Source organism: Candidatus Baltobacteraceae bacterium, from assembly GCA_036488875.1.
Taxonomy (GTDB): Bacteria; Vulcanimicrobiota; Vulcanimicrobiia; order Vulcanimicrobiales; family Vulcanimicrobiaceae; genus JAFAHZ01.
Genome location: DASXGW010000002.1, coordinates 314,103 through 338,119, shown reverse-complemented (window position 1 = coordinate 338,119; position 24,017 = coordinate 314,103). Strand labels below are relative to the sequence as shown.

The following is a 24,017-nucleotide window of genomic DNA, read 5'->3' as shown; positions in this document are numbered from 1 at the left end:
GTATTAGTACGTTCTCACTTGCGGGTCGTATTTGGTGATGGTCACGCCGCGCGAATAGTCGAGCCGCGGCGAGCCGTCGGCCTCGCGCCACGCGAGCGTGTGCTTGAGCCAGTTCGCGTCGTCGCGCTCCGGGTAGTCGGTGCGGGCTTGCGCGCCGCGCGACTCCTTGCGGGCAAGGGCACCCGCCGCCAGCGTGAGCGAACTATCGATGAGGAAGTCGGTTTCCAGCGCGCCGACCAGGTCGGTGTTGAACGTCGGCGATTTGTCCATCACGTAAACGCTGTTATCGAACTCGCGGCGCACGGCTTTGAGATCTTCGACGGCCTTGGCAAGGCCTTTCTCATCGCGGAAAATGAACGCGTTCTCGCTCATCGTCTCGTTCATCTTGCGGCGAAGCTGCGGCGCGCGCGTTCCGCTGCTGCGCGAGAGCAGTCCGGCGATGCGATCCTGTTCCTGCTTGAGCGTTCGCGTCGACTCTTTGACGCCGTTGACGTTCTTGATGTAGTCGAGCGCGTGCTTGGCAGAGCGCGCACCGAAGACGATCGTCTCGAGCAGCGAGTTGCCCCCGAGTCGATTGGCACCGTGCACGCTGACGTTCGCGCATTCGCCGGCGGCATAGACGCCCGGCACGCGCGACGCGCCCCACTTGTCGGTTTCGATGCCGCCCATCGTGTAGTGCGCGCCGGGAAGAATCGGAATCGGCTCGTTAATCGCGTCTTTGCCGGTGGCGTCGAGCGCGAGCTCGCGAATCTGAGGCAGGCGTTCGAGAATCTTTTCGCGTCCGAGATGACGCATGTCGAGCAGCACGCAGCCTTCCACGCCGCGGCCTTCGAGAATTTCGGTCCACTCGGCGCGTGACACGACGTCGCGCGAAGCGAGCTCGCCTTTATTGGGTGCGTATTTGAACATGAACCGTTCGCCCTGCGAGTTGAGCAGGTAAGCGCCTTCGCCCCGTGCGCCTTCGGTCATCAGCACGCCGTTTTCTTTGAGCGTCGTGGGGTGGAACTGCATGAACTCCATGTCCATGAGCGGGATCCCGGCCTTGTAGGCGATGCCTTGACCGTCGGCGGTCGACGCGTAGCCGTTGGTCGTCCTGAGATACATGCGGCCGGCACCGCCGGTAGCAAAGATCGTCGCCTTGGCCGTAATAAGCTCCAACTCGCCGTTACGCATGTTGTACGCGACGATGCCGCTGCCGATGCCGTCTTCGATCGCGAGTGCCGTGCAGAAATACTCTTCGTACACTTTGACGCCGAAACGCTCGAGCTGCTCCCACAACGTGTGCAAGATCACCAGGCCGGTGACGTCGGCCGAGTAGCACGTTCGCGGCGAGCCCGCGCCGCCGAAGGGGCGCTGCGCGATGCGGCCGTCGGGTACCCGGGAGAAGATGCAGCCGCGGTGCTCGAGCCAAATGATTTGCTTGGGAGCGTCTTCGCACATCGCAGCGACCGCGTCCTGATCGCCGAGATAATCGGAACCTTTGACGGTGTCGAAAGTGTGCGCTTCGGGTGAATCGTCTTCGCGATTGCCGAGCGCGGCATTGATGCCGCCTTGCGCGGCGCCGGAGTGGCTGCGCACCGGATGCATCTTGGAAACGATGGCGACGTCGGCGCCGCCTTCCGCGGCTTCCACCGCGGCGCGCATGCCGGCGAGACCGCCGCCGATGACGACTACGTCGTGTTTGATCACGCGGGCCCCCGAGAAACGTTAATCCTGATCTTGGTCCCTCTTATAGTACGCGGGGGGTGAAGGAACCCCCATGACTTTAGTGCATGTTTTTTGGCATGGCGGAAATCGTCACGGTCGGCGCCGACCGGCAGCGTCTCGAGACGTTCGAGCGCCTAATTCGCGAGTACCAGGCGTGGCTGCCCCAGGACCTGCGCGTTCCCAACCTCGAGGAAGAGATCGGACATCTGATCGACCGCTACGGCGGCGACGGGTTGTTGCTTGCCTACGAGGGCGAGCGGCCCGTCGGGTGCGTCGTGCTCTGCCGGCGAGACGCGCAGACGGCCGAGATCAAGCGCCTGTACGTGGTACCCGATGCCCGGGGAAGCGGCAGCGGGCGGGCCCTGGCCAAAGCGGCCATCGAACGGGCTCAAGCCTCCGGCAACCGCCGGATCGTCCTCGACACGCATCGCTCGCGGCTGGAGGCCGCGTATGCGCTCTATCGGGCGCTGGGCTTTGAAGAGTGTGAGGCCTACGGCGAGGCCGACTACGCCTGCCCGACCTTCCTGGCATTAGAGCTAAGCTGATTTAAGCGCTGGCGTCGGCGGCTTTGGATTTGCTGGAGAGCGACCGGTCGTAGAAGCGATAGGCGTTCTTCCCGGCCTGTTTGGCTTGGTACAGCGCTTCGTCTGCGGCAAAGAAGAGCGTCTGCCCGTCGGTTCCGTCGGTCGGGAACATCGCCAGTCCGATCGAACTCGCTAAGCCGTTGCGGCGCAACGCCGCCATGATCCGTTCGACCCCTCGCTGCGCTTGCTCCCTATCGCTCTGCGCCATGACCACCACGAACTCGTCGCCGGCGTAGCGAGCGATGATGTCGCCTTTGCGGGCGTTTTTCTTGAGCACCTGAGCGAACCGCTTGAGGGCGAGGTCGCCCAAGCTATGCCCGCCGGTGTCGTTAATCTTCTTGAGGTCGTCCAGGTCCAGAATCACGAAGGCGAACGGCGTGTCGTAACGCTCCGAGGTGTGGAGCTCCCGCTCGAGCAGATCGTGAAGCGCCCGCCGGTTCGGAATTCCGGTCAAGCTGTCGGTGTGAGCTAAGCGCTGCGTTTCCTCGAGAAGGCGCCGCGTCTCTTCGTATAAACGCGCGTTTTCGACGGCGATCGCCGCTTGGGAAGCAAAATCCAGGATGACGCGCAGCTGATTTTCGGTGATCTCCGCGCCGGGCGGATCGTCGGCGTAAAGCATGCCGCGGACGACATCGCGCGCCACCAGCGGAGCGATGCAGTAGGCGCCGCGCGCGTCTTCGAGCGGCTTGTCCGGGTCGGCAGCGGTACCGTACGCCAGCTGAAGGTCGCCGTGAGCTACGTCCTGTAAAGTCGAATCCGACCGGTATTCGCGCGGGTCGAGAGCATGGAGGACTTGCCCGTTGAGATCGCCTTCGAGGCGGCGAATGATGACGCCGCTCTCGATGACGTCGAAAAGGACGACGCGCTTGAACTTGAGCGCCTCGACGACGCCGCGCAAGACCATGGAAAGTATGTCGTTGATCTCGAGCGTCGAGTTGATGGTGGAGAAGACTTGCTGAAGAACGAACAGCTCGGCGTTTTGTTGCGCGAACTCGTCGCGCTCGGCTTCGACCATGGCGACGCGCGCGCGCAGCTGCTCGAGCTCCTTTTGAAGCTCTTCGATATCGACGCTGGCGGCGTGTTTGCTGGACAATTCCGTCTCCGTGGCGTGCGGTCAACGTCCTATTTTCCCGCCCTCGCTAGGAACCCCGCTTGAAAGACTTCGTCCACCTTCACGTTCACTCGGAATACTCGCTGCTCGACGGGGCCTGCCGGGTGGACCGGCTCTGCCACCGCGCCGCCGAGAACGGGTCGCCGGCCGTCGCGCTGACCGACCACGGCGTGATGTACGGAGCGATGGAGTTCTACTACAGCGCCCGGGACGCGCGGCTGACGCCGATCATCGGATGCGAGGCCTACATCGCACCGCGGGGCCGGTTCGACCGGACCGTCCGCGAGGAGGCCCACGTAACGCTCCTGGCCGGGGACCTGATCGGCTATCGGAATCTGACGGCGCTGGTCTCCAAGGGCTTCCTGGAAGGCTACTACTACAAGCCGCGGATCGACCTCGATCTGCTCGAAAAGCATAACGACGGCCTGATCGTACTCTCGGGATGCATGTCGGGGCTCGTCTCGGCACCGCTGCTCAAGCACGACTACGCGACCGCCCTTCGCAACGCCAAGACCTACGTCGAGATCTTCGGCGACCGCTTCTACATTGAAGTGATGCGCCACGGCATGCCCGAGGAAGACGCGATCAACGAGGGGCTGGTACGCGTGGCCCGCGAGCTGTCGATTCCGATCGTCGCGACCAACGACTCACACTATCTCGATCAAAAGGACGCGCCCGCGCACGACGTGCTGCTCTGCATCGGCACCGGCAAGACCGTTGCGGACACGTCGCGGATGAAGTTTTACTCCGACCAGTTCTACGTCAAGAGCGCAGACGAGATGTACGCGCTGTGGAGCGACCTGCCCGAGGCGTGCGAGAACACCGTCAAGATCGCGGAGCGCATCGACATCCGCATTCCCGAGAAGATCTTCCACCTGCCGCAATACGATGTAAAAGGCGCTCCGCCAGCCGTGGCTGCGCGCCCCCCATGGGCGCAGCCCATGGAGCCCCCAGAAACTCTAACTCCCGAGCATTATTTGCGCTATCTCTGCGAAGCCGGATTAGTCGAGCGATACGGCGAGCAACGCGCCGCCAACGATCTGGAACTCAAGCAGCGGTTGGAGTACGAGCTTGAAGTCATCACCAAGATGGGATTCGCGTCGTATTTCCTCATCGTGTGGGACTTCATCAAGTACGCGCGGGACCACGGCATTCCGGTGGGTCCCGGACGCGGATCCGCGGTCGGATCGGTCGTTTCGTACAGCCTGCGCATCACCGACCTCGACCCGCTGCAGTTCAACTTATTCTTCGAGCGGTTCCTCAACCCGGACCGCATCTCGATGCCGGATATCGACACCGATTTCTGCGTGGAACGGCGCGACGAAGTCATCGCGTACGTCACCGAAAAGTACGGTAAGGAGCGCGTCGCACAGATCGTCACGTTCGGAACGATGGCGGCCCGCGCCGCGGTGCGCGATGCCGGCCGCGCGCTCGGGGTTCCGCTGCCCGACGTCGATCGCATCGCGAAGCTCATTCCCTCAGGCCCCGGCGGCCTTTCGATCTCCGACGCCTTGGAGCAAATTACCGAGCTGAAATCGCTGTACAACTTGCGGCCCGAGATTCGCCGGCTGCTCGACACCGCCAAAGAGATCGAAGGACTGGCGCGCAACGCCGGCACGCACGCGGCCGGTGTCGTGATCTCGGCCGGCCCGCTGATCGACTACACGCCGCTGGTGCGTTTCGGCGACGGGGGCATCAACACGCAGTTCGACATGGAGTGGGTCGAAAAAATCGGCTTGCTCAAGATGGACTTTCTCGGTCTGCGCAACTTGACCGTGATGGACAACGCGGTGAAAGAGATTCGGCGAACCGTCGATCCCGCGTTCGATTTGGCAACGATTCCGATCGACGACGCCAAAACGTACGAGATGCTGTGCCGCGGCGAGACCATGGGCGTGTTCCAGATGGAGTCCGAAGGCATGAAGCGCGTCTGCTTGGATCTTCGGCCGTCGCGATTCGACGACATCATCGCGCTCGTCGCGCTGTACCGTCCGGGTCCGATGGAACTGATTCCGCAGTACGTCAACAGCAAGCACGGACGCGTCGCGGTCAAGTATCTGCACCCCAAGCTCGAACCGATTCTGGCCGAAACGTACAGTGTCCCGGTTTACCAAGAACAAGTGATGCAAATGGCGCGCGACATCGCGGGATTTTCCATGGGCGAAGCCGACGAGCTGCGAAAGGTCATGGGCAAGAAGCAGAAAGAGAAGATCCCGATCTATCGTGAGAAGTTCGTCAAAGGCGCCGTCGAGACGTCGGGTGTGGATGCGAAGCTGGCCGAAAAGCTCTTTACCTTCATCGAGCCGTTTGCGGGCTACGGTTTCAATAAGGCCCACGCCGCCGCATACGCGTGGATCGCGTACCAGACGGCGTACCTCAAAGCCAATCATCCGCTGCCGTACCTATGCGCGCTGATGACGTCGGTGAAAGACAAAACCGACAAGCTCGTCGAGTACATCGACGAGGCCAAAAAGATTGGAATCGAGGTGTTGCCGCCGGACGTCAACGAGTCGCTGGTCGATTTTGCCGTGATCGACGGGCGCTTGCGTTTTGGGCTGGCCGCAGTTAAGGGGGTCGGCGAGGGCGCGGTGGCGAGCATTATTGCGGCGCGCGACGAGAGCGGGAGGGTCACCGATCTGTTCGACTTGGCCAAACGCGTCGACGCCAAGCAAGTCAATCGGCGCGTCTTTGAAGCGTTGATCAAGTGCGGCGCGCTCGACGGCTTGCCGGGGAACCGGGCGCAGAAGCTTGCCGCGCTCGATGCGGCGGTCGATCTCGCGGCGCGCGCGACGCGCGATGCGGAGCTCGGACAGGTATCGCTTTTTGCAGACGCCGTGGCGCAAGGGCCGGCGCTCGCGCCGAAACTTCCCTCGGTGCCGGCGCCGAGCACGCGGGAGATGTTGGCGTGGGAGCGGGAGACGCTCGGCATTTTCGTATCGGGCCATCCGCTGGCCGACGGGCAAGAGGCGCTGCTGCGCGCCGGCGCCACGCTCGTCAAAGACCTCAACCGTTTGGATGACGACGCCGCGGTGACCGTCGCCGGCATCGTCACATCGGTACGACGCACGCTCACCAAAGCCGGTCAACAGATTCTCATCGCGCAACTCGAGGACACGACGGGGAGCTGCGACGTCGTCGTGTTTTCGAAACTCTATCCCGAAGTTCACGATCGTTTCGTCGCCGATGCGATTCTGGTGGTGAAGGGACGGCTGCGCCGGCGCGAACGACCGGGCGCGGCGCCGGGCGAGGAACCGCCCGTCGAGGTATCGGTCAGCGCCAACGAGGTGACGCCGTTCGTTCCTCCGCGCGCGCGAGCCCCGCGAGCCTGGCACGTCGAAGTCACGAGCCGCGACCAGATCGACCGGCTTGCGGCGCTGATCGCGGAATGGCCCGGTGAGGTGCCGGTCATGATGCACGCCAACGGACGCTCGCAGCGCGTTGCGCGAACGATCGCGGCCGATTCGCGGACGCGTATCGAGCTCGAACGCATCTTCGGTGCGGCGGGCGTACGTGAAGGCGCGCTCGAAGAACGTTAGTGTGAACGTCATTCCCGCTTCCGATGTGGGGCGGCTATCCTCCGTGTTTTCGCGCAGCTGGGCTCCCGCTTCAGAGGTCGTTTCGACCGTCTCCGAGATCTTGGCGCGCGTTCGAACCATCGGCGACGCCGCGGTAGTCGAGTACTCCAAACGGTTCGATGAAGAGTCGTTCGATCTATCGCGACTGCGCGTTCCACTGCCGATGTACGATCAGGCGCGTTCGCTCGTGCCGAGCGAAACGGCGACCGCGTTGGAGTTGGCGCGCGACCGCATCGCCCGATTTCACGAACGCCAACGCCAAGTCGACCTTTCGTATGCCGAAGAAGACGGAACGCGGTACGGGCTGCACCGCCGTCCGCTCGAGAGCGTCGCGGTGTACTCCCCGGGAACGTCGACGCATTCGCCGCTCTCGGTTTTGATGGGAGCGATTCCGGCAAAGATCGCCGGCGTGAGCCGGACGATCGTGCTGAGCCCTCCGCGTTTCAACGGGCACGTGCATCCGACGGTCGTTTTCGCATGCGCGATGTGCGGCGTGGAAGAACTGTACGCCGTCGGCGGAGCCCACGGCATCGCGGCCGCGGCGTTCGGCACGCAATCCGTCGCGCGTGTCGACAAGATCGTCGGCCCGGGCGGGGTGTGGGTGACGGAGGCGAAACGCCAGGTCTTCGGTTATTGCGGGATCGACGCGCTGGCGGGGCCGGCCGAAGTGCTCGTCGTTGCCGACGACGGAGCCAATAGCGAGTACGTTGCGGGCGAGCTGCTCGCGCAGGCCGAGCACAGCGAATGCGGGCGTCTGGGTGTCGTTTCGGAGTCGCGACCGCTGCTCGACGCGGTCGCGCAGCTGCTCGACACGCTCGGCGTCGAGACGCTCGAGCGCGGCGATTCGATCAGCGCCGCCATCGATCGCTGCGCGCTCATGCACGCCGCGACGCGCGACGAAGTGTTCGACACGATCGACCGGTTCGCGCCGGCGTGCTTGTGCCTGCAGGTGCGCGACGCGGCGGCGTACTTGCCGCGGATACGGCGCGCCGGAACGATCTTCGTCGGCGACCTGACGCCGCTGGCGTGCGGCGACTACGTTGCGGGAACCAGTCACGTCGTCCCCACGTCGGGAACGGCGCGCTGGTCGTCGGCGCTGCGTCTGGAGGATTTTACGCGCAGCTTGACCGTGGTCGAAAATACCGCCGAGCGGATGATGAACGACGCATTGTCGGTCGCAGCGCTTGCCGAGCTGGAAGGTTTACCGCAACACGCGCAAACCGCGCGCATGCGGTATGGCGGATGATCGCCGGGTGACCCCCAAGCTCGTTGCGTTCGACGTCGACGGTACGCTCGTCGGTCCCGATCTGACCATTTCACAACGCGTGTGCGATGCGATCGCGCGCATGCAAGCCGCGGGTATCGCCGGCTGCCTGGTTACCGGGCGCATGTACCGCGCGACGTTGCCGTTCGCGCGCGAACTGCGCTTCGACGCTCCGATCGTCTGCTATCAAGGTGCCGCGGTCATCGATCCCGCGAGCGACGAGGTGCTGCACCATCTGGTGCTCGCCAACGACGTGGTCGGCGATCTGATCGCCGCTGCGGAAAACGACCGCATGCACTTACAGCTCTATCGCAACGACGAGTACTACTGCGAGGCGCGCAATCGTTTTTCCGATTTCTACGCGTCGTTGGCGATGACGCAGCCCGTGGTCGTTCCGTCGCTCCGCGAGGCGTTTGCCTACAGCGGCGCCACCAAAGCGGTGATCGTCGCGGACGCATCCGACGCCGCCGCTTACGTCGAGAAACTGCGAACCGTCTTGGGCGATCGCGCGTACGTGACGCGCAGCCTGCCGGAGTTCGTCGAAACCGTCAATCCGAAAGTCGATAAGGGAGACGCGCTGCGGCTCGTGGCCGAACGTCTGGGAGCACCGATGGAACGGGTCATCGCCATCGGCGATTCCTGGAACGACGCGCCGCTGCTGCGCGCCGCCGGCTTCGGGATCGCGATGGGATCGGCTCCCGACGAACTGCGCGCCGAGGCGGCCGCCATCGTCGCCGATGTCGCGCACGACGGCGTAGCCGAGGCGATCGAACGGTACGTGCTCGGGTGACGGCGCGGCGCAAAGGAACGCGACGTTCGAAGTCGTCGGCGGCCGCGCGCTTGCGTCCGTTCTGGGCGTTGATCGCGGTGGGCGCCCTCGTCGCCGCCGGGTCGATCGCGTTTTGCGTAACCTGGCCGGGCTTCGCGCCGAAGGCCGTCACCGTCGGCGGGAACAAAGTCGTTCCGCGCGCCGAGATCCTGCGGCGCGCGGCCGTCTCGACGCACTTGAATCTGTGGCTGCAGAATCCGCATACGATTGCGGCGCGCGTCGAAGCGATTCCTTACGTCGCGCGCGCCGGAGTGCACCGCGTTCCGCCTGCGACGATCGCGATTTGGGTGACTGAGCGAACGCCGTTTGCCGTTCTGCGGGGCGGCGGGGCAGAAGCGCTCGTCGATCGGGAGCTGCGGGTACTCGGGCCGGTTGCGCCGGGAACGTCGCTCCCGGTCTTCGATTTGGGCAGCGCCGCGCTGCCGGGCGCCGGATCGTTCGACACGTCGAAGCGCGCTAACGCGCTGCGCGACGATTACGAGGCGCTCGTGGCCGTGCACGTGATTCCGGTCGCGCTCCAATTCGATCGTTTCGGCGGTTTGGTGGCGCGGATGAGCGACGGAATCGAGATTCTCTTAGGCGACGACGACGATCTCAACTCGAAGCTGCGTCTGATCGATCCGATTCTGGCGCAGGTCGTTCACAAGACGCGGCGCGTAGCCGCAGTAGACCTGCGCGCGCCCGGCACGCCCGTACTCGTCTACACGAAATAAAAAAGGCGCCGGTTCGGCGCCTTTTCGCGAAAATATGAAACGCTAGTGGCTCGTTAAATCCGCGTAGACCATGACGCTGCCCTTGATGAGCGACAACTTCACTTGATCGTTGGACTTGCATTTCGAGAAATCGACGCTGTCGCGACCGGCCGAGAGCGTTGTTTCCGCTCCGTTGTCCATCGTGACGAGCATGTGTTTCGAGTCGATGACCCGCTCGACTTTGACCGTGTACGTACCGTCGGGAATAAGGGACGAGTCGATCGTGGCGGCCAAAGCGCTGACCGGCGCGAGCAAAACGAGAAGGAAAACGGCAACGGAAAACTTTTGACGCATGAAAACTCCAGGGTGGCTCAAAATCTGACTGGTTACTTTAACCTAACTTAAGACGATAGCGCAAGTGCCTCGGGCTCATCCAGAGCCGCGGGCTTAGAATTTCCGCCGGAGGGCGATCCCATGGCGGCCTGCTGGCCGGTCCGGAACTGGCCCACCATCTCGCGGAGATTGGTGGCCTGGTTAAAGACCTGGTCTGCCGCCTCGGCCATACCCCCGATGGCCTCGGAGTTCTTCACCCCGAGGTCGGACGAGCGTTGGACCCGGCTCCCGAGCGCTTTAATCGCGGCTTGTTGCTCGGTGGACGCCCGAGCCACCTGCGCCGTGCGGGACTCGATCTCGGAGACGTTCTCGAGGATCTGGTTGGACGTGATGGCCTGTTCGCGCATGGTCGCGGCGGCCTCGTGCGTCATCGCGCCCATCTGCTCGCTGGCCTTAGCCAGCTCTTCGGAAGCCCGTGCCTGCTCCGTCGTGGCGATGCTGATCTCGCTGACGAGCTGAGCGACTTCGGTGACGCGGGTGCTGATCGTCTCGATCATCTGCGTGACGTTGCGGGCCGACTCCGCGTTGTTCTGGACGAGATTGTTAGCCCGCGCGGTGCGTTCTAGAACCGCCGAGGTGCGGCGCTGAATGTCGGCGACCAGCGCTCCGATCTGCTTGGTCGACGAAGCCGAGTTCTCGGCGAGCTTACGAACCTCGTCGGCGACGACGGCGAAACCGCGACCGTGCTCGCCGGCGCGCGCCGCTTCGATCGCCGCGTTGAGGGCGAGAAGATTGGTCTGGTCGGCGATCTCTTCGATGAGGCCGAGGATCTCGCCGATCTGACGCGACGCGTGATCGAGGCTCTGCATTTCGGTCACGACGTCGGCGACGGTGTCGCTGATGCTGCCCATGCCCTTGGAAAGCGCGAGCACTTCGTTGCGCCCTTCGCGCACCTGCGCGTCGGTGATATTCGATTCGGAGCGAACGCGGTCGGCATTGCCCGCGACCTGAACGATCGAGGCCGACATCTCTTGCGTGTTGGCGACGGCTTGTTCGACGACGGTGGCGAGGTTGAGCAGGTTCTGATCCATCTCTTGAATGGACGCCGTCATCTCGGCGACGGCACTGGAAATGTCGGAGACGCGGCGGGCCACTGCCTCGGCGTTGTCGGCGACGGAGCCGGCCGCGGTTCCGAGATCCCCCGAGTACGAAAGCGCCTCGCCGAGCGCGGAAAGCTCTTCCTTAACGCGGCCGTCGACCTCGAGCGCGATGTGATTGCTCTGTTCGCTAGCACCTTGAACGGTGAGCGACGCTTTCTGGATCTGCGCGATGATCGCGGCTAGACGATCGCCGAGCTCGTCGATGGCGGTTCCCAAACGTCCCATGAGATCGCGCCCGCGCCACAGCATGCGCTGCGAGAGATCCCCGTTGCCCATCGCTTCGAACACCTCGACCGCGCGGCCGATGCTCGCGATCGTGGTCTTTCTGAACCAGCCCATCGCCCCGAGAATGATGATCATCGCCACCACGATGCCGCCGATGACGAAGGTCGTGGCCGCGGTGCGGGCCGTCGTCACGGCGGCGAAGGCGCGGTCGGCGTAACGGTTGAGCGAGGCCAGCATCGCTTGACCGTCGGCGCTCTGCTTCTCGTACGCGGTCGAGGAGGGTCCGTTGATCTGCACGAGGGCGTCTTTGGTCTTGCCGGACTGCAGGACGCTGACCGCCGAGAGCGCCTGGAAGTCAAACGCGCTGGCACTCGTGTTAAAAGCGTCGGCGAGCCTGGCGACCTCGACGCGATCGCCGGGTATGCTCGCCGACTTGCAATCCGGCGTACCCGACTTCGGGTCGACCGGGCAGAAGATCGCGAGCATGTTGCGGGCGTCGTCGGGGAACTGCTTCACGAGCGTCTTCGCAAGCGATAACCGCGCCGCGGCCTTGCCGGCGTCCGGATTCGAGGCCGCTTCCAGGGTCGCCGCGCGCAGGCTGTCGGCGTCGTTTGCGACTTTCGCGTACGCCAGCTGGCCGCGGATGACCGTGTCGCGCAGGGCCTGCGCCTGCGTCGTAAGGCCCGACATCGCGAACAGCGTGACCGGCAAGAACGCGATCACCACCAGAATGATGAGCGCGAACGAGATTGTAAGACCGCGCTCTAGACTCGCGTGACGGACTTCCATACTTTTACGGTTCTCGGCGCGCTTTGAGTTTACTTTAAAAGGCGCTCCGCCTCCGGCTGCGCGCCCCCCACTTCGTGGGGCCCCCGTACTATGGCGCGCGACACAACTCGGTGTGCGAAAGACTCCCCTGGGGCGCGCCAAACGAACTCTTGTGGCGCTTGCAATGGAATAGCGGGACCACGGCGGGCGATGTAGTGGGACCACGGCGGGCCATGGAGCGGGACCTCGTCGGGCTTTGCGGGTGAGCATCCACAATTGATGCACAGCATGTTCGCTGGGTTATGCTCAAGGAGTTGGGTCGCTCCTCGCTAACCTCGGCACAACTCACGTCCGCCTTGCTATAGATAGTAGGGTTTATAAGGGCTAGACACAATATATCGTGGTTAGCATGAAGCACGAGACCGTCTGCGGGCTCGACATCGGGACGACCAAGACCTGTGCGGTCGTCGCGGTCGACGGTCCCCACGGGCTCGAAATCGTCGGCGTGGGGGAAGCCCCCTCGATGGGGATGCGTAAGGGCGTCGTCGTCGATCTCGACGAGACGATCAAATCGATCGAAGCCGCCACCGAGAAGGCCGAACGCATGGCCGGCATGCATGTGGGCGACGTCTTCGTCGGCATTACCGGTGACCATATCCGCAGCACGAACAATCGCGCCGTCGTCGCTGTCTCGGGCGAGGACCGCGAGGTGTCGCACACCGACGTGCGCCGCGTCGTCGACGCGAGCAAGATCATCAATCTCCCCACCGATCGCCAAATCATTCACGCCCTGCCGCGGTATTTCACGGTCGACGGGCAAGAGGGCGTCAACGATCCGGTCGGTATGGCCGGCGGACGGCTGGAAGTCGACACGCACATCATCACCGGCGGTTCGAGTTTCATCACGAACGTGCTCAAGTGCGTGCACCGTGCCGGTTTGGAAGCGGCCGGATTGGTCTTCGAACCGCTCGCGAGCTCGGCCGCAACGTTGCTGCCCGAAGAGAAACAAGTCGGCGTGGTTTTGCTCGATATCGGCGGCGGGACGACGGATATTGCCGTGCACTCGCTGGGAAGCGCGATCTATACGGCGACGATTCCGGTGGGCGGAAACATTTTGACCAACGATATTTCCCTGGGTTTGAAAACATCGCTGGGGGAAGCCGAAGAGGTCAAGAAACGGTACGGGGCCGGTGTCGCCGGCGCCGACTCCCAGGATGAAGTCTTCTCCGTGCGTACGCTCGACGGGCGAGCGACCAAGGAGTACGCGCTGACGCAGCTGCGCGCGATCGTCGTTCCGCGAGTACTCGAAACGCTGCGCATGGCTAAACAGAAAATCGTCGAAAACGTCCCACGCGATCTCGTGCTCGGCGAAGTCGTGCTCACCGGCGGCGGTTCGCTGCTGCCCGGCATCGAGCCGGTCGCCGAAGAGATTTTTGGATTACCGGTTCGCGTCGGCATGCCGAACACGATCGGCGGATTGACCGACGCAATGGCTCAACCCCAATACGCTACTGCAATCGGTCTGGTTCTATTCGGTGCGAGCGATGAAGGCGTGCCAACCAACGGTGTGCGCCGGCGCGGCAACGGAGTCGTGAACTGGATCAAAAAGAATCTGGCCGACTTATGGAATTAAAAAAGCAAAATACGCTCTTTCCGATGGAGGAACCGCAGGCAATGGCTGACGCACGTCGTTCCGTTTCCGAGCCCGAACACGCTGCCGCGATCAAGGTGATCGGGGTCGGCGGAGGCGGCTGCAATGCCGTCAACCGCATGGTGCAAGCCGGCATCATCGGCGTCGAATTCTTCGCGGTCAACTCCGACGTGCAAGCGTTGCGTTCGGCGATGACCGAGAATACGGTGCACATCGGCGGTAGTCAAACGCGCGGTCTCGGTGCGGGCGCAAATCCGACGCTCGGCCGTGAAGCCGCGGAATCGTCGCGCGAGGATCTTGCGATGGTGCTCGACGGCGCCGACTTAGTGTTCCTGACCGCCGGAATGGGCGGCGGCACGGGAACGGGCGCCGCTCCCGTGATTGCACAGCTCGCGCGCGAATCGGGTGCACTCACGATCGCCGTCGTCACTAAGCCGTTTGCGTTTGAGGGCAAGAAGCGCATGCAGGTCGCCGAGGCCGGCATCCAAGAGCTCGAATCGAGCGTCGACACGCTGATCACGATTCCGAACGACCGCATCCTTCAAGTGATCGAGAAGAAGACGCCGTTGCGCGAAGCGTTCGCCTTTGCCGACGACGTGCTGCGCCAAGGCATCGCCGGTATCAGCGACCTGATCACGCAGCCCGGTATGATCAACTTGGACTTTGCCGACATCAAGACGATCATGACCGACGCCGGATCGGCGATGATGGGCATCGGCGTCGGTACCGGCGATCATCGCGCCGCGGACGCCGCGCAGAAGGCGATCGCGTCGCCGCTGCTCGAGACCACGATCGAAGGCGCGCGGGGCGTGATCTTCAACATCACGGGCGGTCCCGATCTCTCGATGTACGAGGTCAACGAAGCGGCCGAGATGATCAGCCGCGCGGTCGATCCCGACGCGCAAATCATCTTCGGAACGTCGGAAGACCCGGCGATGACCGGCAAGGTGCGCGTAACGGTGTTGGCCGCCGGATTCGGTGCGCCGCGTTACCGTCCGGCGCAAGGCGGGTACGCTTTTGAAAGCGGCAAGATCGACACGGTTGCGCCCGTGAACATGGACGATATCGAAGTGCCCGCGTTTCTGCGCTACCGAGGGTAATCGCCGAACGACACATGGGATACTCAGCTCGCGTACTCCTCGACTCGCAAAGTCCGGCCGGGGTTCGGCTCACCACGCTCGAGGTAACGTTTCCTCGATTCGTGCTCTCCGAGTTTAATACTCACAGAGTAATGTCTCGGAACAGCGCGAGTTCGCGCGCAATTCCAACCACGAAACTGCTCGAACGCATTGAGAACGATCCCGTCTTGCCGCTGGAGTGGGGACGCAATCAAAAGGGCATGTCGGCGAGTGACGTATTGACGGCCGAAGAAGAAGAAGCGGCAAAGCGTATCTGGCTGAGCGCGCGCGATGCCGCGGTCGAGCACGCCCGCAAGTTGATGGAACTCAAAGTCCACAAACAAGAGCTCAATCGCGTTTTAGAGCCGTTTTTGTGGCACACGGTCATCGTCACGGCGACGGAGTGGGATAACTTCTTTACCTTGCGCTGCGCACCCAATGCGCAACCGGAGATCCGGGCGGCCGCAACGCGTATGCGGGAGGCGATTGACTCGAGCACCCCGCACCCGGTCCCGTACGGGGAGTGGCACCTCCCGTTGCTTCAGGACGACGAGCGTTCGCTGCCCATCGAGTCGCAAAAGAAGATTTCGGCGGCGCGGTGCGCGCGCGTGTCGTATCTGACGCACGAAGGCAAACGCGAGGTCGACAAGGATCTGGAACTGCACGACCGGCTAAAGTCGGACCGTCACCTCAGCCCGTTCGAGCACGTTGCCACGCCGGCGCACGACGTGGCGTTTCACGCGAACTTTCGCGGCTGGATACAGATGCGCAACGAGATCGAAGCGGCAACGTGGCCGTCAGTCGCCAACCGGAGATAATCCCCGCCTCCTCGTACCGCGAGGTGCCCTGGCGTAATGGCGGCGGCGTCTCGCGCGTCATCGCCGGCAGCGACGACGAGGGCTGGCGCCTTTCCGTGACGACCATCGAGCGCGACGGCTGGTTCTCGGATTACAGCGGATGCGATCGAACGATCGTGGCTCTCGAGGGCGACGGCGTCGAGTTGACCGTCGACGGCGTCGTCAAGCGCTTGCAGCGCCGCTACGAGGCCTTCACGTTTTCAGGCGACGCAAAAACCTCGTGCCGGCTCTTAGGCGGTCCGGTGCAAGACTTCAACGTCGTGACGCAGCGCGATCGCTGGTCGCATTCGGTCAGCATCTCCCGCGTGATGGGGCCGCGGGTTCGGCTGACGATTGGGAACCTCTGTTTGGTGTACGTCTTGCGCGGTACGCTCCTGGACGCCGCGGCGGGCGATACGATTCGCATCGAGGGACCCGATGCAATCGATCTCGAGCATCCCAACGAAGACGCCTATGCGTGCGTCGTCTCGCTATTCCCAAGCGCCGCATCGCGCGGACATTAAGAAAAAATTCTCGCGCAACATATTTCGCACACGAATCGATTATGTTATAAACGTTGACTACGGGCGCTAGCTCGCTAGCGCCTGTGGATAAGAACTTCTAGTCGAAGAGGTCGGTGGTGTGACTCTTTCGCAGAAGCTTTGGGTTCCTATTGAACCCGAGGGCGAGCTTTCGTATCGTCGTGTCGAGGCCGCGCGCGTCGAGGAGACGCCGATCGTTCGTGCCGTCGACGAGATTCTGAACTCCGCGGCCGCGGCGCGCGCGAGCGACGTGCATATCGAGCCGTTCACCGGCGGCGGACGCGTGCGCGAACGCGTCGACGGTCTGCTGCGTGAGACGCGCCGGCTTTCCAGCGAGCACTTCGAACGCGTCCTCTCGCGCTTAAAGCTTTTAGCCGGCATGGACATCGCCGACCGGCGCTTACCGCAAGAGGGGCGCTATTGCACGCGACTCGGCGGGCGTTACGTGGAAGCGCGCGTTTCGTCGCTGCCGACCGTCGCGGGCGAACGGCTGGCCATTCGGATGCTCGAACCGCAAAGCGACGTTCCCCGCCTCGAAGAGCTCGGGATGCCGTTGTCGACGGCCCGCCGTTTCCGCGACTTCGTGCACGCTCCGGCGGGGTTCGTCATCGTCTGCGGGCCGACCGGCAGCGGAAAGACCACGACGCTGTACTCCGCGCTGGCCGAACGCAACGTCGTCGGACAGCAGTTGTGCAGCGTCGAGGATCCCGTTGAAGTGCGACTGCCCGGCGTCGCGCAGGTGCAAGTGAACGTTCGCGCGGGCGTGACCTTCGCCGTCGCTCTGCGGGCGTTCTTACGCCAAGATCCCGACGTCGTTATGGTCGGGGAGATGCGGGACGCCGAAACCGCAGCGGTCGCATCCTCGGCGGGACTGTGCGGGCAGCTCGTCATGACGACCTTGCACGCCAACGACGCGTTGCACGCGCTCGACCGTCTGCTCGAGCTGGGATTGAGCCCGCAGACGATCGCCGCTTCGGTATCGGCGATCGTTTCACAGCGTCTGTTGCGACAGCTCTGCATCGACTGCAAGACTTGCGTGACGGTCGGCACCGAAGGTGAATGGCTCGGTATCGAGCCCGGCACCGTTGCAAACGCTCCGGGCGGCTGCGATCGCTGCGCCGGATCGGGGTATTGGGGGCGCAGCGCAATCTTCGAACTGATCGCGCTGACGCCGGAGCTGCGCTCGGCCATCGAGAGCCGCCTCCCGGTGGAGATGCGCCGCACTGTCGCGCGCAACGGCGGATTCGAAACGATGCAGCATTGGGCGGCGCGCAGCGTCCTCGACGGCGAGACGAGCGTTGAAGAAGCCTTTCGCGTCTTGGGTGCGGGGCGATGACGGCGACGCGAGCGCCGTTCGGATTGACGGACGCCGTACGCTTTGCGCGATCGAAAAACGCGTCCGATTTGCACGTTGAAGCCGGTTCGCCGGCGGCCGTCCGCATCGACGGCGTGCTAACCCCCGTCGACGGGACACCGCTTACGGCAAGCGACGTCGAGGCGCTGGCGGCAGAGTTGTTCGGTGCGCGGCCGATGCGTGCCGATGAAGGCGACGCTTCGATCGCGTGGTGCGACGACGAGTTGGGAACGCTTCGCGGTCACGCGTTTCGTTCGTTGGCCGGAATCGCTTTGGCAGTGCGTCTGTTCCCGCGCGCGATTCCGGCGCTCGAATCGCTGGATCTGCCGCCGAGCGTAACGGCGTTCACCGAGCATCCGCGCGGATTGGTCTTGATCGCGGGTCCGACGGGCAGCGGCAAGTCGACGACGCTGGCGGCGATCGTCGATCGCATTAATGCCCGCGCGGCAAAGCGTATCGTCACGATCGAAGATCCGATCGAGTACCGCCACCACAATCGCCGTTCGTTCGTCACGCAACGCGAAATCGGTCGCGATACGCCGAGTTTGGAGGCAGCCTTGCACGGCGTGCTTCGGTGCGATCCGGACGTGATCGTCGTCGGCGAACTGCGCGACGGCGGTGCCATTCGCGCAGCGCTGACGGCGGCGGAGACGGGACACCTCGTGTTGGCCACCGTGCACACGGGCGACGCGCCGCAAACGGTCGATCGCATCGTCGACTCCTTCGAAGGCGCGGCGGCAGCACAGGTTCGCGCGCAGCTCGCGAGCGTGCTGCTCGGCGTGACGTGCCAGCGTCTCGTGCGCCGCGCGGACGGCAAGGGTCGCCGCGCGGTCGCCGAGGTCATGGTTGGGACCGAGGGCGTGAGAAACCTCATTCGCGACGGCAAGACGCATCAGCTTGGCAACGCCATCGCGACCGGCCGGCGGTACGGCATGCAGACGCTCGCACAACACATCGCAGAACTGGAACAGTCGCGCGTTATCTTGGAGGGCGTGGCGTAGTGGTGTTCTATTACCAAGCGCGACACGCCGACGGTATGCGCGTCAGCGGATCGATCGGGGCGGAAACGCGCGATGCGGCGATGGCGCATCTGCGCGCTCGCGGCTTGTTCGTTACGCTGCTCGAGACGGCGAAAACTGCGCGCGGCGCGATCGCCGGTATCGCGGCGATGCTGACGCGCTCGGCGTCATCGCGGTCGGCGTTCTTTCGTTCGTTTGCGACCTTGGTCGGCGTCGGTATACCGATCAAGCGCGCCCTGGATACGCTCGTAGCGGAATCGCGCGATCCGGCCTTTGCCGAAGCGCTTCGGTCGATCTGCGCCGACGTCGAAAGCGGAACGGCGCTGTCGGCGGCCATGGAGCGTCACGCGGCGGAGTTCTCCGCCGTGGTGGTCGCTATGGTCGGCGCGGGCGAAGTGGCCGGCAATCTTGCGGGCGCGCTGCAATCGGTGGCCGACCTGGAAGAACGAAACCGCGCACTGCGCAAGCGCGTGTTGTCGGCCCTCTCGTATCCCGCCGTCGTTGCGGTTGCCGCGGCCGGCCTAGTGCTCTTTCTCATCGCCGACACGATGCCGGCGTTCGCGGGAATGTTCGAGCAAATGCGCGTTACGGTGCCGCCGGTTACGCGCTTGCTGATAGCTGCGGGAATTGCGCTGCATAGTCCGCGGCTGTGGGCCATTGCGATCGCGATGGGAATTGCAGGCGCGGTCGCGGCGTGGCACTACGCCCGTTCGACGAACGCGTGGGCATCGGCGTTAGACCGTGCGACGTTGAGAGTACCGCTGATCGGCGACCTTCTGCGCAAGACGCTCGTGGTACGCTTCGCGCGAACGCTCGGCTCGCTGCTCTCGGCCGGAGTCGACGTCGTTGCTTCGCTGGAGTCGTCGACGCACGTCGGGGGACGGACGTTTCGGGAAGCGCTCAAGGGTGCCGTGGAGAGCCTGCGCGCGGGACATCCCTTCGCCGCGCCGTTAGAAGCGTCTGGACTCTTTGACGGCACGTTCCTATTGCTCGTGCGCGTCGGCGAGGAGAGCGGAACGCTCGATGCCATGCTGCTGCGGATTGCGTCGTACTACGAGGTCGACGTCGAAACCGGGCTCGCAACGTTGACCGGTATCGTCGAACCAGCGCTCATTTGTTTGCTCGGTGCCGCGATCGGAACGATCGTCGCATCGATTATCGTGCCACTCTATTCCATGATCGGGAGCATCAAGTGATAGACAATCGCGAACAAACGATCTGCGACCATTGGTATCTCTGCCGACGTGCTGCGCGGCGATTTCTGCGTCCTGGATTGGACCGGTGCGATCTCGAGCAAGTCGCGGCGATCGGGCTCATTAAAGCCGCGGATCGCTACGACCGGGCTCAGGCCACGCCGTTTGAAGCCTATGCCTGGGTGCTGATGCTCGGCGAGCTGATGCATTACGTCCGCGACGGCGAACGGTTGCTGCGAGCGCCGCGCCGCGTACGGGATCTCGAGAAGCGTTGGACGGCTGCCGAGCGCGAACTGCGAGCGACGCTGGGACGGGAACCGCAAAGTCACGACGTCGCGCAGTGGCTCAATGCAACGCCGGCGCAGGAGCGCGAGATTTACGAATATCGCGCGAGCGATCGCGTGCTCTCGTACGAGGCGTTGAATCCATCGGACGCGCACCCCTCGGCCCTCGTGTTCGAGCACGTGCTCGATCGCATCACCGTGGATCGTGCCCTGGCGAAACTGCCGCCGGTCGAGCGCGAAATCGTCAAGGGCATTCATCTGGAAGGCGTAACGGTCGGCGAGCTGGCGAAGCGGCTGGGTTACTCGCGCAGGCATCTCACGCGACTGCACCGCAGCGCGATGACGCGTTTGCGCAACGTCTGCTAAGATGGAGGTAGGGAGCCAAAGGGGATGAGATTTCGGGAGTTCGGACGTTCCGCAGCGGTTATTTGCGTGGTAGCGTTGCTGCTTGCCGGGTGTCGCGGCGGCGGCGCTGCGCTGCCTGCAACGCGGAACCTCGCGGAATCGCAGAACGGCGCGCGTCTTCGCTCGCCCTTTCTTGTAGTGCCGCTCACGGGCGTGAGCCGCGAGCGCCTACACGCAGAACTAGCCGCCGGCAGGACGATCGCGTTCTTCTCGGGCTCGGTGACGTCCCCCCTCGATCGTAGGAAGTACAGCTACGACATCGTTGGTGGAGATCCGCAAATCAGCAGCGGAACGACATACGTACCGTACGTGCTGATCGCGCTCGTGTATCACTTCCCCGACGGAACCGTGCTCGATCCGACCAAGCCGGCCTGCAAAGATACCGTTTCAATCGAAAAGCGCGTTCTGCGAAGTCCGAGCTTCGTTCCGGCGCGTTTGACGTCAAACGGCGTCAACGTGGGGAACGTGCAGCTCGGCGATGCGTTCCAACGAGCGGAGTTTTGGACGGTCCTCAAGAGTCGAAACTATCACGTGGTGCTTCGGGCAGCCCGGGCTCCTGTCGTAGTAGACGTGAATGCGCCCGGCGACTCATCGACGACGCGCGGCGTGTGCGCCGGTGCGAGCCACCGAGTCGGAACGATTGCCTATGGCCCGTTCTCAGGCCTCGTGCGCAGCTTGTCCAAGAAATATACGACTACGCGACAAATTCCGATTTTTCTGCTCTATAACGTCTTGGAAACGTTTGGTTCGGGCGGTCTGGCGGTAGGGGCGCACGGTGCGTTTGCGCGATCGACGGGCGTTCAGCCCTTCATCTTCGCGTCGTACAGCGACGCGCGCTCGGTGCCGTATTTCTCATCCATTACCGACGTCATGGCTTTGATGCACGAAATTGCCGAGGTCTTTAACGATCCGTTTCCGATTCGTGCGGCGGTAGACTCCCCTGGCGCCAACCTCACGCCGACTTGGGGCCACATCGGCGTTTACGCGTCGGGTTGTTCCCACTACTTTGAGGTCGGCGATCCGCTGGTCGGTGTGACCTACAAAGTGAAGCTCAACGGCTTTACGTACCATCCGCAGGACTTGGCGTTCTATTCGTGGTTTTTTCGGACGGCGGCGATCGGCACCGGAGGCCTCTATTCGTTTCGAGGAACCTTTAGAACAGTGCAGCCCCGTTGCAAAGCGCTGGATTGATGAACGACCTGGAAGACGAACGCTACCTTCGCCGTGCCATCGAACTTGCAGACGCAGCCGCCGCAGAGGGCGACGTACCGATCGGCGCGGTATTGGTTTGCGGCGACCTCGTTCTAGAAGCAAAGAACGAAAAGGAAGCGACGCCCGATGCAACCGCGCACGCGGAGATGCTGTTGCTGCGCGAAGCGGCACGGCGTCTGCAAGCGTGGCGACTGAGCGATGCGACGGTATACGTGACCAAAGAACCGTGCGTGATGTGCGCCGGCGCGATGATCGCCGCGCGAGTCAAGCGTGTCGTCTACGGCGCCCGCGATCCCAAGGGCGGAGCGGACGGCAGCGCCTTCGACATTCTGCGGTCGCCCAAGACGAACCATCGCCTCGAGGTCACCGCCGGCGTCCTCGAGGAAGAGGCCGCGGAACAGCTCCGCGCGTTCTTCAGAAATAAGCGCGAGACGGGCGCGGAAGAAGGCCCGGAGTAACGCTCGGCGTATAAGGGTCGGTCGCCGGGAGAGGTGGTCGAGTGGTTGAAGGCACCCGCCTCGAAAGCGGGCGAACGTGATGAGCGTTCCGTGAGTTCGAATCTCACCCTCTCCGCCATGTTCAGAGGGATCCGGTCTTGCGCCGGATCCCTCATTACTTTATACGCGTTGATCGCAGCACCGCTGCCGTGCGCGTCGGGTGCAATGGACGCACCCGCCTACTATCGAGTGGTGCTGGCGCGCATGCGCGACCTCAAGGAGCCCGCGTTTCTAACGTACCGAACGGTCGTGCCGGGCGGCGACGGATCGCTCGTGGTGTCGCGCGACGACAATGGCGATGCGGAGCTTGCCGTCGTGGCGGGAGCGGCATCGCCGCAAGCGTGGAACGTCGCGTACCAAACGTCGGGCGGCGTCGCGTCGATCGCGCTGCCGGACGGTACGCGCGCGCAGTCGTCGTTGGCCATTTTCGATCCGACGTGGCGTGGTGCGTACGTCTGGCTGCATCGCGGTTTGGGCGCTTCGGCCGTCGCGTCGGAACCGGGAGCGCCGTCGCCCGAGCCGGCTGCATCGGGCCCGCCGGTGCTCGCCGTCGTGACGGCGATCAACGAAGACGTCTACGACGTCAGCGACGGAGGTGCGGCCCAATGTCCTAATGGTGCCCCCGCACGCCGGTTGCTCACCCACGCTCGAAGCGACCCGCTTAGGCATCCGCTCACGCAGGCACTCGTCGACGACGACACGCTGCGATTCTGCACGATGCATTTTCGCGAGCATCTCGTCGCGCCGTCGGTGACGTTCGACTTAGACGTCGACCTGCGATTCGCAACGGTGGGTTCCTACTATCTTACGCAGGGCGGAACGATCGACGGCGTCGTACGTCCGTACCGGCGACCGGGATGGTTCCATATTGCGACGGCGTTTGCGTACGAAGCGTTTACGGTGACGACGACGGCTCCGCCGTCGGCGCGGGCGTGCCGGCTAGACGCGGATCGGGTGCTTGCGCGGGAAAGGCGATGTCGTCGAACGTGACGTCGGCGATCACTTTACTGGTGTAAACGAACGCGTGCTCCGTCGCGCTCCACGTCGCGTGCGTCATTACCCAGTGCCCGTCGACGACCTTGTAGTCGAAGCTCAGCACCTCGTCGCTAGACGAAGAGCGCATCTCGATATGCGAAGGCAGCTGCGTTTGCGGATCCTCGACGATGTCGGAAGGATAAAGCGCGTACTTATAGCCGGGTGCCGGCACGATCGTCAAGTGCAGAGCGCTTTCGGTGGAGTCGGCGGCATAGCTCACGCCCCAGTAGCTAAAATACGCGATGACTGCGTTCACGCTTGGATCGGCTTGCGGAATCTGAAAGTACCAAGGACGCCCGAGCTTAAAATTAATATCGATGCGTTTCAGATTCGCGAACCACGAGTAGTCGAACCCTGAAAATGCATCGAAGCTAGCCAGTAAGGGAAATGCTTGGCCGGTCCGCTCGCTTCCATTGGGCAAATCCTTCATCACGGCGAAATCGTCGGCAACCCGCGCGGAAACGGAGCGGTTGATGTCTTGGCTTCGTCCGGCGCCCGGTGCGGTAAGGTGCAGCCGCTCCGTGTATGTCATGTATTGAGGCTGGTGATCCGTAAAGTACTCGGCGGTGCGATTGATCAGCAGCGCGAACGCGATATCGGGTGGGAGCATCGTTGCGCAAGCT

General features: G+C 63.5%; 21 protein-coding genes and 1 tRNA gene. 17 read left to right on the top strand and 5 right to left on the bottom strand.

Annotated features, from left to right (window positions below):
• Positions 1 to 3: 3 nt before the first annotated feature.
• Complete coding sequence (locus tag VGG89_04280; protein HEY1975733.1) at positions 4 to 1,689, bottom strand: FAD-dependent oxidoreductase; 1,686 nt, start codon at positions 1,687 to 1,689, stop codon at positions 4 to 6.
• A gap of 95 nt (positions 1,690 to 1,784) precedes the next feature.
• Between VGG89_04280 and VGG89_04275 the strand changes: the two genes are divergently transcribed.
• Positions 1,785 to 2,252, top strand: coding sequence for a GNAT family N-acetyltransferase (locus VGG89_04275; protein HEY1975732.1), 468 nt, complete (start codon positions 1,785 to 1,787; stop codon positions 2,250 to 2,252).
• 1 nt (position 2,253) lies between these two features.
• Here VGG89_04275 and VGG89_04270 read toward each other — a convergent pair whose 3' ends face one another.
• Entirely contained in the window at positions 2,254 to 3,384 is a 1,131-nt protein-coding gene (locus tag VGG89_04270; protein ID HEY1975731.1) for a diguanylate cyclase, read from the bottom strand.
• 59 nt (positions 3,385 to 3,443) lie between these two features.
• Between VGG89_04270 and dnaE the strand changes: the two genes are divergently transcribed.
• From dnaE to VGG89_04250, 4 genes are read left to right on the top strand one after another with little or no spacing between them, the layout of a single operon-like run.
• On the top strand, positions 3,444 to 6,938 hold the full coding sequence (gene dnaE / locus VGG89_04265; GenBank protein HEY1975730.1) for a DNA polymerase III subunit alpha: 3,495 nt from the start codon (positions 3,444 to 3,446) through the stop codon (positions 6,936 to 6,938).
• Position 6,939: 1 nt separating this feature from the next.
• Entirely contained in the window at positions 6,940 to 8,223 is a 1,284-nt protein-coding gene (gene hisD / locus VGG89_04260) for a histidinol dehydrogenase (GenBank protein HEY1975729.1), read from the top strand.
• Between the two features lie 7 nt (positions 8,224 to 8,230).
• Positions 8,231 to 9,031, top strand: coding sequence for a Cof-type HAD-IIB family hydrolase (locus tag VGG89_04255; protein ID HEY1975728.1), 801 nt, complete (start codon positions 8,231 to 8,233; stop codon positions 9,029 to 9,031).
• Complete coding sequence (locus VGG89_04250; protein ID HEY1975727.1) at positions 9,028 to 9,783, top strand: FtsQ-type POTRA domain-containing protein; 756 nt, start codon at positions 9,028 to 9,030, stop codon at positions 9,781 to 9,783. Before VGG89_04255 ends, VGG89_04250 begins: the two co-directional genes overlap by 4 nt.
• A gap of 42 nt (positions 9,784 to 9,825) precedes the next feature.
• Here the strand turns inward: VGG89_04250 and VGG89_04245 are convergent, their stop codons facing one another.
• Both VGG89_04245 and VGG89_04240 read right to left on the bottom strand, forming a co-directional pair.
• Positions 9,826 to 10,116 carry a hypothetical protein gene (locus VGG89_04245; GenBank protein ID HEY1975726.1) on the bottom strand — a complete coding sequence of 97 codons (291 nt, stop codon included), beginning with the start codon at positions 10,114 to 10,116 and terminating at the stop codon, positions 9,826 to 9,828.
• 47 nt (positions 10,117 to 10,163) lie between these two features.
• Positions 10,164 to 12,269, bottom strand: a complete 2,106-nt coding sequence (locus tag VGG89_04240; protein HEY1975725.1) for a HAMP domain-containing methyl-accepting chemotaxis protein — start codon at positions 12,267 to 12,269, stop codon at positions 10,164 to 10,166.
• A 388-nt stretch (positions 12,270 to 12,657) separates the two neighbouring features.
• Between VGG89_04240 and ftsA the strand changes: the two genes are divergently transcribed.
• The 12 genes from ftsA to VGG89_04180 all read left to right on the top strand — a co-directional run bounded on the left by ftsA (position 12,658) and on the right by VGG89_04180 (position 23,349).
• Entirely contained in the window at positions 12,658 to 13,881 is a 1,224-nt protein-coding gene (gene ftsA, locus VGG89_04235; GenBank protein ID HEY1975724.1) for a cell division protein FtsA, read from the top strand.
• A 41-nt stretch (positions 13,882 to 13,922) separates the two neighbouring features.
• On the top strand, positions 13,923 to 14,999 hold the full coding sequence (gene ftsZ, locus VGG89_04230) for a cell division protein FtsZ (GenBank protein ID HEY1975723.1): 1,077 nt from the start codon (positions 13,923 to 13,925) through the stop codon (positions 14,997 to 14,999).
• 14 nt (positions 15,000 to 15,013) lie between these two features.
• Positions 15,014 to 15,835, top strand: a complete 822-nt coding sequence (locus VGG89_04225) for an FAD-dependent thymidylate synthase (protein ID HEY1975722.1) — start codon at positions 15,014 to 15,016, stop codon at positions 15,833 to 15,835.
• Positions 15,808 to 16,377 carry a HutD family protein gene (locus VGG89_04220; GenBank protein HEY1975721.1) on the top strand — a complete coding sequence of 190 codons (570 nt, stop codon included), beginning with the start codon at positions 15,808 to 15,810 and terminating at the stop codon, positions 16,375 to 16,377. Before VGG89_04225 ends, VGG89_04220 begins: the two co-directional genes overlap by 28 nt.
• Before the next feature lie 118 nt (positions 16,378 to 16,495).
• Positions 16,496 to 17,731 (top strand): GspE/PulE family protein, encoded by a 1,236-nt coding sequence (locus VGG89_04215; protein ID HEY1975720.1) that lies wholly within the window; start codon positions 16,496 to 16,498, stop codon positions 17,729 to 17,731.
• Complete coding sequence (locus VGG89_04210) at positions 17,728 to 18,750, top strand: PilT/PilU family type 4a pilus ATPase (protein HEY1975719.1); 1,023 nt, start codon at positions 17,728 to 17,730, stop codon at positions 18,748 to 18,750. The genes VGG89_04215 and VGG89_04210 overlap by 4 nt, the downstream gene beginning before the upstream one ends.
• Positions 18,750 to 19,964, top strand: coding sequence for a type II secretion system F family protein (locus tag VGG89_04205; protein HEY1975718.1), 1,215 nt, complete (start codon positions 18,750 to 18,752; stop codon positions 19,962 to 19,964). Before VGG89_04210 ends, VGG89_04205 begins: the two co-directional genes overlap by 1 nt.
• The gene (locus VGG89_04200; GenBank protein HEY1975717.1) at positions 19,961 to 20,611 is read left to right on the top strand and encodes a sigma-70 family RNA polymerase sigma factor; all 651 of its coding nucleotides are present in this window, start codon (positions 19,961 to 19,963) and stop codon (positions 20,609 to 20,611) included. Before VGG89_04205 ends, VGG89_04200 begins: the two co-directional genes overlap by 4 nt.
• Before the next feature lie 24 nt (positions 20,612 to 20,635).
• Positions 20,636 to 21,841 (top strand): hypothetical protein, encoded by a 1,206-nt coding sequence (locus VGG89_04195; GenBank protein HEY1975716.1) that lies wholly within the window; start codon positions 20,636 to 20,638, stop codon positions 21,839 to 21,841.
• On the top strand, positions 21,841 to 22,320 hold the full coding sequence (tadA, locus tag VGG89_04190; protein HEY1975715.1) for a tRNA adenosine(34) deaminase TadA: 480 nt from the start codon (positions 21,841 to 21,843) through the stop codon (positions 22,318 to 22,320). The genes VGG89_04195 and tadA overlap by 1 nt, the downstream gene beginning before the upstream one ends.
• Positions 22,321 to 22,347: 27 nt before the next feature.
• Positions 22,348 to 22,438 (top strand) — tRNA-Ser (locus tag VGG89_04185).
• A gap of 50 nt (positions 22,439 to 22,488) precedes the next feature.
• Positions 22,489 to 23,349, top strand: coding sequence for a hypothetical protein (locus VGG89_04180; GenBank protein HEY1975714.1), 861 nt, complete (start codon positions 22,489 to 22,491; stop codon positions 23,347 to 23,349).
• Here the strand turns inward: VGG89_04180 and VGG89_04175 are convergent.
• Complete coding sequence (locus VGG89_04175; GenBank protein HEY1975713.1) at positions 23,255 to 24,004, bottom strand: hypothetical protein; 750 nt, start codon at positions 24,002 to 24,004, stop codon at positions 23,255 to 23,257. The genes VGG89_04180 and VGG89_04175 overlap by 95 nt on opposite strands.
• Positions 24,005 to 24,017: the final 13 nt, after the last annotated feature.